General features: G+C 60.0%; 15 protein-coding genes. 11 read left to right on the forward strand and 4 right to left on the reverse strand.

What is annotated here, in order from left to right; genetic code table 11:
- Positions 1-119: 119 nt before the first annotated feature.
- Genes rfbD through rfbB form a run of 4 tightly spaced genes read right to left on the reverse strand, consistent with a single transcriptional unit; the run spans position 120 to position 3,563 of the window.
- A complete protein-coding gene (gene rfbD / locus ACCQ10_RS17230) occupies positions 120-1,019 on the reverse strand; it encodes a dTDP-4-dehydrorhamnose reductase (protein ID WP_372361383.1) in 900 nt (299 codons plus the stop codon).
- Positions 1,016-1,573 carry a dTDP-4-dehydrorhamnose 3,5-epimerase gene (rfbC, locus tag ACCQ10_RS17235; RefSeq protein WP_166749303.1) on the reverse strand — a complete coding sequence of 186 codons (558 nt, stop codon included), beginning with the start codon at positions 1,571-1,573 and terminating at the stop codon, positions 1,016-1,018. Before rfbC ends, rfbD begins: the two co-directional genes overlap by 4 nt.
- The gene (gene rfbA / locus ACCQ10_RS17240; RefSeq protein WP_166749541.1) at positions 1,570-2,457 is read right to left on the reverse strand and encodes a glucose-1-phosphate thymidylyltransferase RfbA; all 888 of its coding nucleotides are present in this window, start codon (positions 2,455-2,457) and stop codon (positions 1,570-1,572) included. The genes rfbC and rfbA overlap by 4 nt, the downstream gene beginning before the upstream one ends.
- Before the next feature lie 50 nt (positions 2,458-2,507).
- On the reverse strand, positions 2,508-3,563 hold the full coding sequence (gene rfbB / locus ACCQ10_RS17245) for a dTDP-glucose 4,6-dehydratase (RefSeq protein WP_372361384.1): 1,056 nt from the start codon (positions 3,561-3,563) through the stop codon (positions 2,508-2,510).
- Between the two features lie 230 nt (positions 3,564-3,793).
- Between rfbB and ACCQ10_RS17250 the strand changes: the two genes are divergently transcribed.
- The 11 genes from ACCQ10_RS17250 to ACCQ10_RS17300 all read left to right on the forward strand — a co-directional run bounded on the left by ACCQ10_RS17250 (position 3,794) and on the right by ACCQ10_RS17300 (position 15,662).
- Entirely contained in the window at positions 3,794-4,540 is a 747-nt protein-coding gene (locus ACCQ10_RS17250) for an electron transfer flavoprotein subunit beta/FixA family protein (RefSeq protein ID WP_372361385.1), read from the forward strand.
- On the forward strand, positions 4,540-5,484 hold the full coding sequence (locus ACCQ10_RS17255) for an electron transfer flavoprotein subunit alpha/FixB family protein (protein ID WP_372361386.1): 945 nt from the start codon (positions 4,540-4,542) through the stop codon (positions 5,482-5,484). The genes ACCQ10_RS17250 and ACCQ10_RS17255 overlap by 1 nt, the downstream gene beginning before the upstream one ends.
- A 15-nt stretch (positions 5,485-5,499) precedes the next feature.
- On the forward strand, positions 5,500-6,486 hold the full coding sequence (locus tag ACCQ10_RS17260) for a lysylphosphatidylglycerol synthase transmembrane domain-containing protein (protein WP_372361387.1): 987 nt from the start codon (positions 5,500-5,502) through the stop codon (positions 6,484-6,486).
- Between the two features lie 103 nt (positions 6,487-6,589).
- On the forward strand, positions 6,590-7,978 hold the full coding sequence (locus ACCQ10_RS17265; RefSeq protein ID WP_372363161.1) for a UbiA family prenyltransferase: 1,389 nt from the start codon (positions 6,590-6,592) through the stop codon (positions 7,976-7,978).
- The gene (locus tag ACCQ10_RS17270) at positions 7,978-9,279 is read left to right on the forward strand and encodes an FAD-binding oxidoreductase (RefSeq protein WP_372361388.1); all 1,302 of its coding nucleotides are present in this window, start codon (positions 7,978-7,980) and stop codon (positions 9,277-9,279) included. The genes ACCQ10_RS17265 and ACCQ10_RS17270 overlap by 1 nt, the downstream gene beginning before the upstream one ends.
- Before the next feature lie 2 nt (positions 9,280-9,281).
- Entirely contained in the window at positions 9,282-10,010 is a 729-nt protein-coding gene (locus ACCQ10_RS17275; protein ID WP_372361389.1) for an SDR family oxidoreductase, read from the forward strand.
- 1 nt (position 10,011) lies between these two features.
- A complete protein-coding gene (locus ACCQ10_RS17280; protein WP_372361390.1) occupies positions 10,012-10,956 on the forward strand; it encodes an NAD-dependent epimerase/dehydratase family protein in 945 nt (314 codons plus the stop codon).
- 22 nt (positions 10,957-10,978) lie between these two features.
- Positions 10,979-12,286 (forward strand): NAD(P)/FAD-dependent oxidoreductase, encoded by a 1,308-nt coding sequence (locus ACCQ10_RS17285; protein WP_372361391.1) that lies wholly within the window; start codon positions 10,979-10,981, stop codon positions 12,284-12,286.
- Entirely contained in the window at positions 12,283-12,690 is a 408-nt protein-coding gene (locus ACCQ10_RS17290) for a GtrA family protein (RefSeq protein WP_372361392.1), read from the forward strand. Before ACCQ10_RS17285 ends, ACCQ10_RS17290 begins: the two co-directional genes overlap by 4 nt.
- A 173-nt stretch (positions 12,691-12,863) precedes the next feature.
- Complete coding sequence (locus ACCQ10_RS17295) at positions 12,864-14,822, forward strand: hypothetical protein (protein ID WP_372361393.1); 1,959 nt, start codon at positions 12,864-12,866, stop codon at positions 14,820-14,822.
- Positions 14,823-15,470: 648 nt separating this feature from the next.
- Positions 15,471-15,662 (forward strand): integrase core domain-containing protein, encoded by a 192-nt coding sequence (locus ACCQ10_RS17300; RefSeq protein WP_372361394.1) that lies wholly within the window; start codon positions 15,471-15,473, stop codon positions 15,660-15,662.
- Positions 15,663-15,795 lie beyond the last annotated feature (133 nt).

The raw sequence follows: 15,795 nt of genomic DNA on the forward strand, positions 1-15,795 counted from the left end.
GACCTGCGCAGAGCAGGTCGCCGGCCTGGCGTGGACCAGTCACCGATGGTAGCCGAAGCGAGAGGCAAGCTATGAGTCGGTGCTGAAGCCGCCCCGATCTAGGCCGCTATTGAAGCCGCTCAACCCTGGGCGAGCGTGTCCAGCACCTGGCTCAGTCCGTCCTGCCAGTCGGGCAGGCGGACGCCGAACGTGTCCTGCAGGCTGTGGGTATCCAGCCGCGAATAGGCCGGGCGCGTGGCCGGCGTTGGATAGTCGGCGGTGGTGATCGCCTCCACGCGCGGCGCACGGGCAATCAGCCCGCGCGCGTGCGCCTGGGCGAAGATGGCTTCGGCGAAGCCGTGCCAGCTGGTCTCCCCGATGGCGGTCAGATGCCACAGACCGGAGGGTTCACCGGGCTGGCGCAGCGCGTGCGCCGTGATGTCAGCGATCAACGCCGCCGGCGTTGGCGTGCCGATCTGGTCGGCGACCACGCGCAGCACGTTGCGCTCGGCTCCCACGCGCAGCATCGTGCGCAGGAAATTGTGCCCGTGCGCCGCATAGACCCAGGCGGTGCGGAAGATCAGATGCCGGCCGCCGGCCGCCTGCACCGCCTGTTCGCCGGACAGTTTGCTCTGCCCGTAGACGCCGAGCGGCGCGGTGGCGTCGTCCGGCCGATAGGGGTGAGTGCCCTGCCCATTGAAGACGTAGTCGGTCGAATAATGGACCAGCGGCACGCCGGCGCGCGCGCACCACTGCGCAATGACCGCCGGCGCCTCGGCATTGGCACGGAAGGCAGCATCACGCTCCTGCTCGGCACGATCGACGGCAGTGTAGGCAGCCGCATTGACGACGCGGGTGGGCGCAAGGTGATCCAGCAATTCGCTCAGGCGATGCGCTGCCTCGAAGTCGGCCACCTCACATGCGGTACCGTCCGGCAACCGACCACTGCGGGTTGTGGCCAGGATCGGACCATCGCCTGCCAATGCGCGCAGCAATTCCGTGCCGACCTGTCCATTGGCTCCCAGTACCAATGTCGTCATGGTGCAAAGACCGGCAGACGCTCGCCCGGCACATCTGCCAGGAAAGGTGCTGCGGCATCCTTGGCCGAGAGCACCGGATCGCTGATCGGCCAGTCGATGCCGATCGCCGCATCGTCCCAACGCACGCCCGCATCTGCTTCCTTGACGTAGACGTCGGTGCACAGATAACTGAACACTGCACGCTCCGACAGCACCGCAAACCCATGGGCAAAGCCTTCCGGAATCCAGAACTGCTTCTTGTTTTCCGCGCTCAGTACAACCGCCGCCCACTGCCCGAAGGTTGGCGAGCCGTGGCGAACATCCACAGCAACGTCATAGACCTCACCTTCCAGAACGCTGACCAGCTTGCCCTGCGGACGCGGCCACTGGTAGTGCAAGCCACGCAGCACGCCCTTGGCCGAGGTCGACACGTTGCTCTGCACGAACCGGGTCGGCAGATTGTGCTGACCAAAGCGCTCGGCATTCCACGTCTCGAAGAAGTATCCGCGCTCGTCGCCGAACACAGCCGGCTCGATCACCACACAGCCAGCCAACTTCGTTTCAATCACCTTCATGGAACAACTCCTCTCACAGCCAATTCGTGCAGATACTTACCGTAGTCGTTCTTGCGCAATGGCGCAGCCAGTCGCTCCAGTTGTTCGGCATCGATCCAGCCATGCCCAAAGGCAATCTCCTCCGGGCAACACACCTGCAAACCCTGACGCATCTGGATGGTTTCGATGAAATTGGCTGCCTCGTGCAACGACTGGTGCGTGCCGGTGTCCAACCACGCATAGCCGCGCCCCAAGGGCTCGAGATGCAGGTCGCCAGCATCGAGATAACAGCGATTGAGATCGGTGATCTCCAGCTCGCCGCGCGGCGAAGGCGTTAAGGCAGCGGCATAATCACTGGCCTTTCCGTCATAGAAATACAGACCGGTCACTGCATAATTGGAACGCGGTTTTTCCGGCTTTTCGGCAATGTCGATCACCTTGCCGTGCTGGTCGAACTCGGCCACGCCGTAACGCTCGGGATCATTGACCCAATATCCGAAGACCGTCGCCCCCTGCTCACGCGCATCCGCGCGACGCAGCGTATCGGTCAGACCATGACCATGAAAGATGTTGTCGCCCAATACCAGGCAGCTCGGCTTGCCATCAACGAACTCGCGACCGATCAGATAGGCCTGCGCCAGACCGTCAGGGCTGGGCTGCACGGCATACTGAATATTGACGCCCCATTGGGAACCATCTCCCAGCAGCGACTGGAACAGCGCCTGCTCGTGCGGCGTATTGATAATCAGAATGTCGCGGATACCCGCGAGCATCAGCACGCTCAGCGGGTAGTAAATCATCGGCTTGTCGTACACCGGCAACAGCTGCTTGCTGACGCCCTTGGTGATCGGATACAAACGCGTGCCGGAACCGCCCGCGAGGATGATGCCTTTACGTTGAGTCATGAGAGCGTCCTTGGAGGTCCGCACAGCATGTACGGACGCTGAGATGAGTATCAGGCGGTGGCGCCAATGCGTTCCAGGCGATAGCTTCCGTCAAGCACGCCCTGCACCCACACTTGATTGGTCAGATACCACTCGACCGTCTGCGCGATGCCCTGCTCGAAGGTGTAGGCAGGCTCCCAACCCAGTTCGTTCTTCAACTTCGACGCATCGATCGCGTAACGACGGTCGTGCCCAGGCCGGTCGGTGACATGGGTGATCTGGCTCGCCCGCGGCTTGCCGTCGTCGCGTGGACGATGCTGATCCAGCAGCGCACAGATGGCCTGCACGACCTCGATGTTCTGGCGCTCGGAGTTGCCGCCCACGTTGTAGGTCTCACCGACCTGGCCCTTGGCCAGCACGGTGCGGATCGCCTCGCAGTGGTCGCTGACGAACAGCCAGTCGCGTACCTGCTTGCCATCGCCGTACACCGGCAACGCCTCGCCCGCCAGCGCCTTGGCGATCACCAGCGGAATGAGCTTTTCCGGGAAATGGTACGGCCCGTAATTGTTCGAGCAATTGGTGGTGAGCACCGGCAGCCCATAGGTGTGATGGAACGCGCGCACCAGATGGTCCGAGGCCGCCTTGGATGCCGAGTACGGAGAATTGGGCGCGTACGGCGTGGTTTCGGTGAACTTACCGGTCTCACCCAGCGTGCCATAGACCTCGTCGGTGGACACATGCAGGAACCGAAAGGCCTCGCGACGCGCGTCCGGCAGCGCTTTCCAGTAGTCGCGCACGGCCTCGAGCAATGCCAGGGTGCCGACCACGTTGGTCTGGATGAACGCGCCGGGGCCTTCGATCGAGCGATCCACATGGCTTTCGGCAGCGAAGTTCAGCACTGCGTCCGGCTGATGTTCCTGCAGCAGGCTGGCCACAAGCGCGCCGTCGCCGATGTCGCCCTTGACGAAGACATGGCCGGCATTGCCTTCCAGCGACGCCAGCGTGTTCAGGTTCCCCGCATAGGTGAGCGCGTCGAGATTGATCACGCGAATGCCGCGCGCCACTGCCTCAAGAACAAAATTTCCGCCGATAAAACCGGCCCCGCCGGTCACTAGCCAAGTCGCCACTGTCTACCCCTCCTAGTCGCGCGCGAACTGCGCTGCGTCTTCAAACCGCACAGGATATACGGTCGAGCTGCGCTGAGCTTGTATATCTTCGAATGAGTGGCTCCGAATCTATTGCACCGCACCATCCATACGCCATCGCATGGTGCGCCCTGCCCGGTTAGAATGGCCCCACTCCCGAGCCTGCCGCCGCGGCCGGGCCTTCCCGCAACAGCTGAAGGATCTCGTACACGATGAAAATCCTCGTCGCCTACAAGCGCGTGGTGGACTACAACGTCCGCATTCAGGTCAAGCCGGATGGCTCCGGCGTGGTCACCGAGGGCGTCAAGCTCTCGCCCAACCCGTTCGACGAAATCGCCCTGGAAGAAGCGCTGCGCCTGCGCGACGCCGGCATCGCAAGCGAGGTGGTGGTCGCCACGCTTGCCCCGGCCGACGCCGCGGCACATCTGCGCAACGGCCTGGCCATGGGCGCCAACCGCGCCATCCATGTGGTCACCGATGCCGCCATCCAGCCACTGACCGCCGCGCGCACCCTGCTCAAGTTGGTCGAGAAGGAGCAACCGGATCTGGTCATCCTGGGCAAGCAGGCCATCGACGACGACGCCAACCAGACTGGCCAGATGCTGGCCACCCTGTGGGGCCGCCCGCAGGCGACCTTCGCCGGCAAGCTCGTCGTTGCCGATAGCAGGGCCACGGTGACCCGCGAGGTGGACGCCGGCCTGGAAACGCTGGAGGTGGACCTGCCGGCGGTGATCACCACCGACCTGCGCCTGAACGAGCCGCGCTTCATCAAGCTGCCCGACATCATGAAGGCCAAGAGCAAGCCGCTGGAAACGCTGGCGTTTGCCGATCTCGGAGTCGCTGCGCATGACAGCCTGACCACTACCCACTACGCGGCGCCGTCCAAGCGCAGCCGTGGGGTCATGGTCAAGGATGCCGCCGAACTGGTGGCCGCACTCAAGCAAAAGGGGTTGCTGTAATGGCCAAGGTTCTCATCGTCGCCGAACATCTCAACGGCCAGCTCAATGCGGCCACTGCCAAGACCCTGAGCGCCGCACAGGCGATCTCGGCCGACTCCATCGATGTGGTCGTGCTGGCCGCCGACCCGACCGGCGTTGCCGCACAGGCCGCGCAGCTGGCCGGCGTCGCGCGCGTATTGACCGTGGCCAACGCGGCCAACGAACACGCCATCGCGCAGGTGCTGGGACCGCAGATCGCCCAACTGGCGGGTCAGGGCTACACCCATGTCTTCGGCCCCTCCACCACCTTTGGCAAGGATCTGATGCCGGTCGTGGCGGCATTGCTGGGCGTCAACCAGATCTCCGATCTGATGACTGTCGAAGACGCGTATACCTTCAAGCGTCCGATCTATGCGGGCAACGCCATCATCACCGTCAAGGCCCCGGCCGACCAGATCGTGGTTGCGACCATTCGTAGCGCGTCGTGGCCGGAGGCCGCCAAGGGCGGAAGTGCGGCGGTCGAATCCGTCTCGGTTGACGCCACGCTGCCGACCCACAGCCGCTTCGTCGGCCTGGCCGCAGGCAGCTCCGATCGCCCGGACCTGCAGAGCGCCAAGCGCGTGGTCTCCGGCGGCCGCGGCGTCGGCTCGGCGGAAAACTTCCAGCACATCTACAGCCTGGCCGACAAACTCGGCGCCGCCGTGGGCGCCTCGCGCGCTGCAGTCGATGCCGGCTACGTGCCCAACGAGCTGCAGGTCGGCCAGACCGGCAAGATCATCGCCCCCGAGCTCTACGTGGCAATCGGCATCAGCGGCGCGATCCAGCACCTGACCGGCATCAAGGACGCCGGCACGATCGTGGCGATCAACAAGGACCCGGAGTCGCCGATCTTCGAGATTGCCGACATCGGGTTGGTCGGCGACCTGTTCACCTTGTTGCCGGAACTGGAGGCTGCACTGGGCTGAGGCCCTTCTGCTGCAATGGATTCACCTTCGCCCCCCAGCATCGGCGGTGCCGCAAGATGGCGGCACCGCCTGGATTATCTTGCCGCCTTCGTTTTCCTGCTGTGCGCCGGATACATCGCCGTCTTGGTCTGGGTGGACCACGGAAACGGGACCTTTTCGCGGCTGAGCGAGGTCTGGCAGTCGATGGCGCTCGCCATCGTGCCCGTCTCCATCACGTATCTGTTCCGGTACTGGCGGTGGCACTGGCTCCTCCGCCGTAAGGGGCATCACGTACCAGTACTACCTGGCCTGGCTGGCTATCTGGCGGGCTTTGCCCTGACAGCAACGCCCGGCAAGGCCGGCGAACTGATGCGGATCCGCTATTTCGCGCGCATGGGCATTCCGGCCGAGCGCACGCTGGGCGTCTTCATCTTCGAGCGCGCGTCTGATCTGCTGGTCATCCTGTCGCTGTCCTTGTTGGCCGCGTCGGTGTTTCCCACCCTGGGCACCCTGGTGGCCGTGGTACTGGGATTTGTCTGCGTGCTGTTCGGGGCGGCGGCGTGGCCTGCACTATTGAATAGTCTGGCACGTGTGAGCGAACGTCTTCCCGGCCGCTGGTTGCGACGCCTGGCCCGCTTCGGCCTTGTAGCCGCATTGGAGCTGCGTAGTTGCCTGGATCTGCGCGCGTTCGGGCAAAGCATGTTCGCCGGATTCGTCGCCTGGGGACTGACATCGGCTGTGTTCGTGAGCCTGTGCGCTGGTATGGGCTTGCAGCTGAACCCCATGGTCGCGCTCGGTATCTATCCACTTGCGATGCTGATCGGCGCATTGTCGTTCGTTCCCGGTGGGGTCGGCACCACCGAACTAGCCATCGTGTTGATGCTCAATCGGCTTGGGATCTCTACCCCGGACGCAATTGCGGTCGCCGTCGCGGCGCGCTTGGTCACGCTCTGGTATGCCATTGTCGTCGGTGCTGCGGCCATGCTGATCGCAGAATTTGCATCGCGGGAAGAAGCGGGTTGATCGACTAGGTATAATCGCGGCCCCGCAATGGATCGCCAGGCAGTCGATGTCCGCCCCTACCATCAGCTCCACCCGTCCGGCGGTTTCTGGACGCGCCCTTTGCGTGGATCTGGATGGCACGCTTTTGAATTCCGACATCCTCTACGAATCGGTGCTAGCCCTACTGGCGCGAAATCCGCTGTACCTGTTCCTGCTGCCGCTGTGGCTGTTGCGTGGCAAGGCGGCGCTGAAGCGGGAACTTGCCTCTCGCGTCGTCCTGCCTGCGGAGACCCTGCCCTATAACCACCAGGTGCTGGAGCTGCTGCGCGCCACGACACAGCGCCCCCGCGTGCTGTGTACTGCGTCCGACGCACTCTTGGTGAAGCCTATTGCAGACCATCTGGGCCTGTTCGAGCAGGTGATCGCCAGTGATGGCAAACGCAATCTGTCTGGTCGCAACAAGGCGGACGTGCTGGTCGACGTCTTTGGTCAGGGCAATTTCGATTACGCAGGCAACGGCAGTGTGGATTTGCACGTGTGGGAAAAGGCCGGTGGCGCCTGGGTCGTCAACAATGGCGCCACGCTCGCCCGGGCCGCAGCGCAGCGCACCACGGTGCATGCGCATTGGCCGGCACCACCGCGTGCCCGTGCATGGCTGAAGGCGTTGCGCCTGCATCAGTGGCTGAAGAATCTGCTGGTATTCGTTCCCTTGCTGACCGCGCACCGCTTCCTGGATCTGGAATCGGTGTTGCAGTCCGCGCTTGCGTTAGTGGCGTTCGGGCTATGCGCCTCCGGCGTCTATGTGCTCAACGATCTGCTGGACCTGACGCCTGATCGCCAGCACCCGCGCAAGCGAAAGCGCCCGTTTGCGGCAGGTCGGCTTCCTCTCTTGCAGGGTCTGCTGGTCGCCCCTGCGCTGACCGTCGCCGGGCTGCTGCTGTCGCTGGCATGCAGCATCGAGTTCACCCTGGTATTGCTTGCCTACTACGTCATGACCTTGGCGTATTCGCTGCGCTTGAAGCGCATCGTGATGATCGATGTCGTGCTGCTCGCAGCGCTCTACACCGTGCGCATCATCGGCGGCGCCATGGCGATCGGCGTCGAACTCTCATTCTGGCTGCTGGCCTTTTCGATGTTCATGTTCCTGTCGCTGGCCCTGCTCAAGCGCTACACCGAACTGCATGCCATGTTGAGCAGCGGCAAGACCAGGGCCAGCGGTCGCGCCTATTCGGTGGAGGATCTCTCGCTGCTGCAATCCATGGGCGCGGCGGCTGGCTACATCGCGGTGATGGTGATGGCGCTGTACATCAACAGTCCCGAGAGCGTGGAGCTGTACCGCAATCCCAAGTTGCTCTGGCTGGTGTGTCCGGTGCTGCTGTATTGGGTGAGCCGGGTCTGGATCATCGCCCATCGCGGAGAGATGCACGACGACCCGATCGTGTTCGCTGCCACCGATCGCGTGAGCCAGATCGTCGTCGTGCTGTGCGGGTTGTTCGCCCTGAGCGCCATCTGATGGCAGCGGGGCAGTCCTGGGGACGCTATCCCAAAGCACAGCAGACGCTGCTACCTATCCACGATCGCGTGGCAAGCCTGCCGGTATTTGATGGCTTTGCCCTGCCCCGTGGCAATGGACGCAGTTATGGCGACAGCTGCCTGAACCCGGATGGTGCACTGCTGTGCGCACGCGGACTCGATCGATTTATCGCCTTTGATCCGGGCAATGGCGTCCTGCGCTGCGAGGCAGGCGTCACCCTTGCCGACATCATCGAGCTGGTGTTGCCGCAAGGCTGGTTTCTGCCCGTGACGCCCGGCACGCGCTACGTCACCGTAGCCGGTGCAATCGCCAACGACGTGCATGGCAAGAACCACCATCGCACCGGCAATTTTGGCCATCATGTGCGGGCGTTCGAGCTGCTGCGTAGTGACGGCGAGCGGCGGCTGTGCACCCCGGACGACGCCGATCTCTGGTTTGCGGCCACGGTGGGAGGGCTGGGCCTGACCGGCCTGATCACCTGGGCGGACATTCAGTTGCGCCGTGTCGGCAGTCCCTCCCTGGAAGCAGAAAACATTCGATTCGGCTCGCTCGACGAGTTCTTCGAGTTGTCGGCGGCATCTGCCGACAGCCACGAGTACAGCGTGGCCTGGATCGATTGCCTGGCAAGCGGCAAGTCACGCGGACGCGGGCACTTTACTCGCGCTGATCATTGCACCGGACTTGCCCAAGAGCGACCGACAACGCCAGGCGCAGGCTTGTCTATGCCTGTCACGCCACCGGTTTCGTTGGTAAACAAGTTATCTCTGCGGCCTTTCAACACGCTTTATTACTGGCGCCAGCCCGCTCCGCGCAAACGCTTCGTCAGCCACCTGTTGCCCTTTTTCTACCCGCTGGACGGCATCCGTGACTGGAACCGCATGTACGGCCCGTCCGGCTTTCTGCAATATCAATGTGTATTACCGCCTGCAGCCGCACGGGACGGGGTCGACGCGCTACTTGCCGAGATCGCGCGTAGCGGCAGCGGCTCTTTCCTGGCAGTGCTGAAAGAATTCGGCAACACGCCCTCCATCGGCATGCTGTCTTTCCCGAGGCCGGGGACGACGTTGGCACTGGACTTTCCCAATACCGGTCCTGACGTCTTCCGCCTGCTTGAGCGACTGGACCGCATCGTCGACGAGGCCGGCGGTGCTCTGTACCCTGCCAAGGACGCACGTATGACAGCGCAGTCGTTTCAGCGTGCCTATGGCCGCTGGCGCGAGTTCGGCAGCTATCTCGACCCACGTTTTTCTTCCGGCTTCTGGCGCCGGGTCACGGAGTAGACATGCAACGCGTCCTTATTATTGGGGCCACCTCGGCCATTGCCGAAGCAACCGCCCGACGCTACGCCGCACGCGGGGCGGCCATCCACCTGCTCGGCCGGCAGGCCGCGCGCCTGGAAACAATTGCGGCGGACCTCACCACCCGCGGCGCGCGAAGCAGCATCGGCGTGCTGGATGTCAACGACAATGCGCATCATGGCGAAGTTCTGGATGCAGCCTGGGCTGCCTTGGGCGGTGTCGATGTCGCGTTGATCGCACACGGCACGCTGCCGGATCAGGCTGCGTGTGACGCGTCGGTCGAACTGTCGCTGCGCGAATTCGCCACCAACGGCACCTCCACGATTGCGCTGTGCGCAGCGATTGTGCCGCGACTGACGTCGGGTGCCACGCTGGCCGTCATTTCTTCTGTGGCGGGAGATCGCGGCCGAGCCAGCAACTACCTTTATGGCAGTGCCAAGGCCGCCGTGACCGCCTACTTGAGCGGCCTGGGACAACGCCTGCGCCCGCAAGGTATCAACGTCCTCACGATCAAGCCGGGCTTCGTCGACACCCCCATGACTGCGGCCTTCAAAAAGGGCGCACTGTGGGCGAAGCCGGATCAGATTGCCAAGGGGATACTCAGCGCGGTGGACAGCCGTCGCGCTGTGGCTTACCTGCCTGGTTTCTGGTGGGTAATCATGCTGGTAATCAAAAACATCCCGGAATTCATTTTTCGCAGGATCAAGCTCTGACATGACGGACAAACACGCCAAGATCGTCATCACCGGCGCCGCGGGCCTGGTCGGCCAGAACCTAATCGTCGAACTCGAACAGCAGGGCTACACCCAGTTGGTAGCGATCGACAAACACGCGCACAACCTGCAAATCCTGCGCGAGCTGCACCCGGCCGTGCGCGTGGTGCAGGCAGACCTTGCCGAGCCCGGCGACTGGGCACGCGAGTTCGGGGGTGCAGCCTGTGTCGCCCAGTTGCACGCGCAGATCACCGGCAAGACCACTGACCTATTCACCCGCAACAATCTGACTGCGACCGCGCACGTGCTCGATGCCTGCCGCGCGGCGGAGGTGCCGTATCTGGTGCACATCAGCTCCTCGGTGGTGAACTCGGTGGCCAAGGACGACTACACCAACACCAAGCGCGCACAGGAAGAGATGGTGGTCGCGAGTGGCCTGCGTCACTGCGTGCTGCGTCCGACCCTGATGTTCGGCTGGTTCGACCCCAAGCACCTGGGCTGGCTGTCGCGCTTCATGGCCAAAACGCCGGTGTTCCCGATTCCGGGCGATGGTCGGTTCATGCGCCAGCCGCTGTACGAGCGCGACTTCTGCCGTTGCATCGCCAAGTGCATCGAACGCGAGCCCGACGGCGAGGTTTACGACATCGTCGGCGATACGCGCGTGGACTACGTCGACATCATCAAGACGATCAAGCGGGTCAAGAAACTGCACACCCTGATCGTGCATATCCCGATCGGCTTCTTCGCCTTCCTGCTGCGCGTGTATTCGCTCTTCAGTTCCAAGCCGCCGTTCACCGCCGACCAGTTGAAGGCGCTGAGCGCCGGCGACGACTTCAAGGGCGTCGATACCGAAGCGGTGTTCGGCGTACGCCAGACGCCGTTCGAAGACGCCATCCGCGAAAGCTATACCGACCCGCGCTACAGCCACATCGTGCTCAAGCGCTGAACCGTCATACGAGACCAGAATCATGAGTACATTCGCGATCGTCGGCAGCGGCCCCATGGGCCTGATGGCTGCCATGGAACTGTTGAAGAAGGGCCACCAGGTCGACGTCTACGAACGCGACGACCGCATCGGCGGCATGTCCGCGGACTTCGATTTCGACGGCCTGCGCATCGAGCGCTACTACCACTTCATCTGCAAGACCGATTTTCCGCTGTTCAAGCTGCTCGAGGACCTGAAGCTGTCCGACCGCCTGCACTGGACGGATACCAAGATGGGGTATTACTACCAGGGCAAGCTGCACAAGTGGGGAACGCCGTTCGCCCTGCTCGGCTTCCCGCACCTGGGGTTGGTCGACAAGATCCGCTACGCCCTGCACGTCATGCACACCAAGGGCATCAGCGACTGGACCGCGCTGGACAAGGAAAACGCGCGCGACTGGATCACCCGCTGGATCGGCCCCAAGGCCTACAAGGTGATGTGGGAGAAGGCCTTTGCGCTGAAGTTCTTTGAGTACCAGAACGACCTGTCCGCGTCGTGGATCGGTACCCGCATCAAGCGCGTTGCGCTGTCGCGGCGCAATCTGTTCAACGAAAGCATGGGCTATCTGGAGGGCGGTTCGGCCGTGCTGCTGGAACGCATGGCCGCGGAAGTCACGCGCCTGGGCGGACGCATCCTGCTGTCGCAACCGATCGAAGAGGTCACCTCGGCCGACGGCAAGGTCACGGGCATCCGCACCCGCGACGGCCATCATGCCTATGACGGCGTGGTATCGACGGCACCAATCCAATACGTGCCTGCAATGGTGCCCGGCCTGCCCAAGACCTTCGCCGACCAGGGCGCCGCGATCGAGAATATCCCTGTTGCCTGCGTGATCCTGAAGCTGTCCAAGCCGGTCAGCGAGAACTTCTGGATGAACATCAGCGACGACCGCATCGCCATCCCCGGCCTGATCGAGTACAGCAATCTCAACCCGGGAAAGGGCCCCGGCGAGCACATCGTCTATGCCCCCTACTACATGCCCAAGACCCACCCGAAGTGGCAGTGGAGCAATCAGCAGCTGATCGACGAGGTCATCAGCTTCCTGCCGATGATCAACCCGGGCTTCAAGCCGGAGTGGATCCGCGCTACCCATTGCCACCGTTACGAGTACGCGCAAACCATCTGTCCGCCGGGATTCCAGGACATGCTGCCGCCGATGAAGACCCCACTGCGTGGGTTTTTCATGGCAGACACCGCCTACTACTATCCCGAAGACCGTTCCATCAACGAAAGCATTGCAGTCGGCGCGAAGCTCGCTCATGTCGTGGACGAAGGGACGGCCCTAAGGTGATCTCTCGACAGTTCTCGCTCTTTTTGGTCGCCGGGGGCATAGCCGCAGCTGTAAATTTCGGCTCTCGCGTTATTTTCAGTGGCTGGATGCCCTACGTCCCAGCAATCATTTTGGCTTACTGCCTCGGTATGATTACTGCCTTCATACTTAACAAGGCACTGGTTTTCCAAAAAGCGCAGAACGATCTCAGCCATCAGATGACGTGGTTTCTTATTGTCAACTTGGCTGCGGTATTGCAGACGGTCATGATCAGCTTGTTGCTCTCCCGCTGGTTGCTACCTGCGCTTCAAATCAACTTTCATAACGAAACCGTAGCACACGCCTTTGGAGTTGCTGTGCCTGTGATTACTAGTTACTTAGGCCACAAACACTTTTCTTTTTCATCATCAAAATATTTAAAATAGACATTACCACCCCCCTACAAAAATAATTTAGTCGAAGATGGCATCGGAGCTTAACTCCGAATGAAATTCAAACGAAATTCTTGAGCGCCTCAACGTAAGGCGCAAGCCTGCATCGTTATTAAAAATAATCGAAACAAACCACCGAATGCATAAAATTCACCATGGAGTCAGCTGTGCGCACCATGAATCCACAACCAAGAGCCATTATTAGTTTCACCAGCAAATCCTGTGCTCTTGTGTTCATAGCAATATTTCTCTCACGCTTATTTTTGCTAATGAGCGCGGGCGGCTCTGTTCCTTTCTGGGATCAATGGGGTGGCGAAAATTCAATCTTCAGTGCATTTGAGAGTGGATCCCTGACTCTGGCACAAATGTTTGCACCTCACAACGAACATCGAATCTTCTGGACACGATTGCTTACCATTATCCTGTTTGAGCTAAACGGCCATCAATGGGATAATCAAGTTGAAGCCTTCGCGTCAAACTTTATCTACAGCATATCGCTCACTATACCCGTACTAATTACATCAATTAAAAGCCATAAAAATCAGGCGATTTCCGTGGCCGTAGCTGTAACATTGATGGGAATACTTCCATTTGGCTGGGAAAATACATTAGTAGGCTTTCAGAGCCAATTTTACATAAACACCTTACTTGCATTCATAGCAATTGCAGTCTCATCATTCGGTGCAATAAAAATCCGCACAGCGATCGCTCTTACTATCTTGATCCTGGCTTCTCTCGCATCCATGGCAAATGGTGTACTCACTGCATTTGCTTGCGCTGGAGTATTGATTGCTCGCGGAGCTAACCAACGTGATCTTCTCAATCGCGGCGCGATGCTTGCTGCATTTGTCACGCTGCTTGGAATCGCTGGCTTCATCATCACCCCTTCCCCAGCGTACCACGCACAGTTGAAGGCCCAGGATATCTCAGAAGCGGCTTCCGCATTACTGATAACAAGCAGCTGGCCACTCTTGCCCGGAATCGGCCAATTAGCTTTATTTGTTCCAGCTGCATTTTGGATGTTGATAGTCGGACGCAATCGCCAGACTCAAACTGACTATTTTTTTCTAGGCATCAATGCTCTCGGCATACTAAATGCGGTTGCAATAGCCTATTCCCGAGGACATGACTTAGCTGAAGTTACTTCACGCTATACAGACACCATCTTGCCCTCTAGCATAGCTACTGTTTACTTTGCCTCACGCCTTATCGGATCAGGAGTACGTGGTGTATCAACTCGCGGCATATCCTACGGTAGCTACATAGCAGTCGTCCTCGGTATCTTCTGCCAATCTTATATTCAATGGCCAAAACTGGAGGAGCGAGCTTACTGGCTTCGTATGTCGACATTAAACACGGCAAAATTCCTTGCTGGCGACGACGAGGCATTCCAGGGCAAGCCACATGGTCATGTGCCTTATCCTGATCCAGTCCACCTTGGCGCTAGCCTTCGGAATAATGCGCAAATTGAATCACTACCCACCTCATTGCTTGGAGCCCTCGCCGTATCGGGCCGTTATCCGGCTATCGCGGAGCGTTGCAATGTAGCGTCGGATCCGAAAGACAACTTTGCTAGAATTCAGGCAGACTGTAGCGCCCCTGCTGCTTCCAATCCTAATTTTGTTTCGATAGCGACCGGACCGTTATCTACGGCGCTGATGCTCTTCCGCCAAAAGGCAAATACCTCAATTTTCCCAAGAGGCAGGGTAATTCCTACCCTTACGTTAAATACAGGAAAATGCGCGCTTGATACGTTCAACGAGCGGCCTGCAGGTCAGCTTCCCATAACATCTTCCATTGGCCTTCCAATCAGACTCGCGGGCTGGACTACGCCGACACAATTTAACTTCAAAAATTTCAATTGGTCGGAGTTGCGAATAGTACTATCAGATGGTGCGCAGGCCTATAGTTTTGACACCGGGCATTGGCGCATCAACCGTCCTGATGTAGCTGATTTTTTTAAGAATAAAAATTATATGTACAGCGGCTTTGATGTGTATATCGACCCTCAGGACTTAAAGCCCGGCACATACCGAATCTTAGTAGGGACCAACACAAATTCTGTCTGCGACACGGGCCATTCAGTGAAAATTGATGCGCCCGCGCTTCCATTTTTGCGTTTCTGAGGGATCGACATACATCCAGATTAAGACTTCACTTTTTCTTGTTCGCAGCATCTGGTAAAACTGATCCAGCCACATTTAAACGCTTCTGGGCAAACTAAGCCCAAGGAAAAGATAAGGATGCGCAAAGGCAAGTTCACCAAAAGCCAGATCGTCGCCACGTTGAAACAAGTCGGGAGCTGACGCTAAGTCAAAGATGTTTATTACGAGCTGGGCGTTTTCGAGGCGACCTAGTACGCCCGGAAGTCCAAGTACGGCGACATGGAGGTCGCTAATGTGCAACGCCTTGCAACCTGTAGACCGAGCACGGCAAGCTCAAAGAGGTTTATGCCGACCTTGCGATTGAGAACAATGCAGTGAACGATATCATCACAAAGAACTGTAGGCCCTGCGCATACGCGCCCGCCTCTTGCCAAGCTCGTAAGCAGCATGGCTGGAGCTCTGCCGACGGATCGGTTCGGCGAACGCCTTAGCTCGCTCGGCAGCACATTATCGACGTCGTTCTGATCGTGATGAGGAGGTAGTTGCGCAGTTATTAGCATTACCCGAGCATAGATTTTGGAATAGGAACGCATCACCGACTGCCGCGACTAGCCGAACAAGCTTTGTTTAGACGACCGGCCAGAATTTCTTCATGCCGGTCTTGGCCAAGTGGGCCGAGCACAAGATATCTCATTATATTTTATCGAGCCGGGACGTCCGATACAGAAGGGTTTCATCGAATGCTTAAACGACATCTACCGGCGCGGCAAGCTTGACATGCACATCCTCCGCGCGCCGGGCGAAGTTCGCGAGCGAACCGCGCAGTGGCTGGCCCACTACTACAAGCAACTGATACCGTAAGACGCCTGGGCGTACTAACGGCCGCTGTGCTCCACGATCAACACCAATCGCAGCCCTTTAATGTCAGCTGGTACTGAATTGCGGGGAGCGACAATCACTGCCCAGGATCCGACCCGCGAGCTCGACCGGCTCA

This window comes from Xanthomonas sp. NCPPB 1325 (genome assembly GCF_041477645.2).
Classification (GTDB): Bacteria; Pseudomonadota; Gammaproteobacteria; order Xanthomonadales; family Xanthomonadaceae; genus Xanthomonas; species Xanthomonas cannabis.

What these genes read in the sequence shown, in the direction of transcription:
- rfbA (WP_166749541.1), bottom strand. Translation starts at nt 2,457, where the DNA reads ATGACTCAACGTAAAGGCATCATCCTCGCGGGCGGTTCCGGCACGCGT.
- rfbD (WP_372361383.1), bottom strand. Translation starts at nt 1,019, where the DNA reads ATGACGACATTGGTACTGGGAGCCAATGGACAGGTCGGCACGGAATTG.
- ACCQ10_RS17270 (WP_372361388.1), top strand. Translation starts at nt 7,978, where the DNA reads ATGGCAGCGGGGCAGTCCTGGGGACGCTATCCCAAAGCACAGCAGACG.
- ACCQ10_RS17275 (WP_372361389.1), top strand. Translation starts at nt 9,282, where the DNA reads ATGCAACGCGTCCTTATTATTGGGGCCACCTCGGCCATTGCCGAAGCA.
- ACCQ10_RS17260 (WP_372361387.1), top strand. Translation starts at nt 5,500, where the DNA reads ATGGATTCACCTTCGCCCCCCAGCATCGGCGGTGCCGCAAGATGGCGG.
- ACCQ10_RS17250 (WP_372361385.1), top strand. Translation starts at nt 3,794, where the DNA reads ATGAAAATCCTCGTCGCCTACAAGCGCGTGGTGGACTACAACGTCCGC.
- ACCQ10_RS17285 (WP_372361391.1), top strand. Translation starts at nt 10,979, where the DNA reads ATGAGTACATTCGCGATCGTCGGCAGCGGCCCCATGGGCCTGATGGCT.
- rfbC (WP_166749303.1), bottom strand. Translation starts at nt 1,573, where the DNA reads ATGAAGGTGATTGAAACGAAGTTGGCTGGCTGTGTGGTGATCGAGCCG.
- ACCQ10_RS17255 (WP_372361386.1), top strand. Translation starts at nt 4,540, where the DNA reads ATGGCCAAGGTTCTCATCGTCGCCGAACATCTCAACGGCCAGCTCAAT.
- ACCQ10_RS17280 (WP_372361390.1), top strand. Translation starts at nt 10,012, where the DNA reads ATGACGGACAAACACGCCAAGATCGTCATCACCGGCGCCGCGGGCCTG.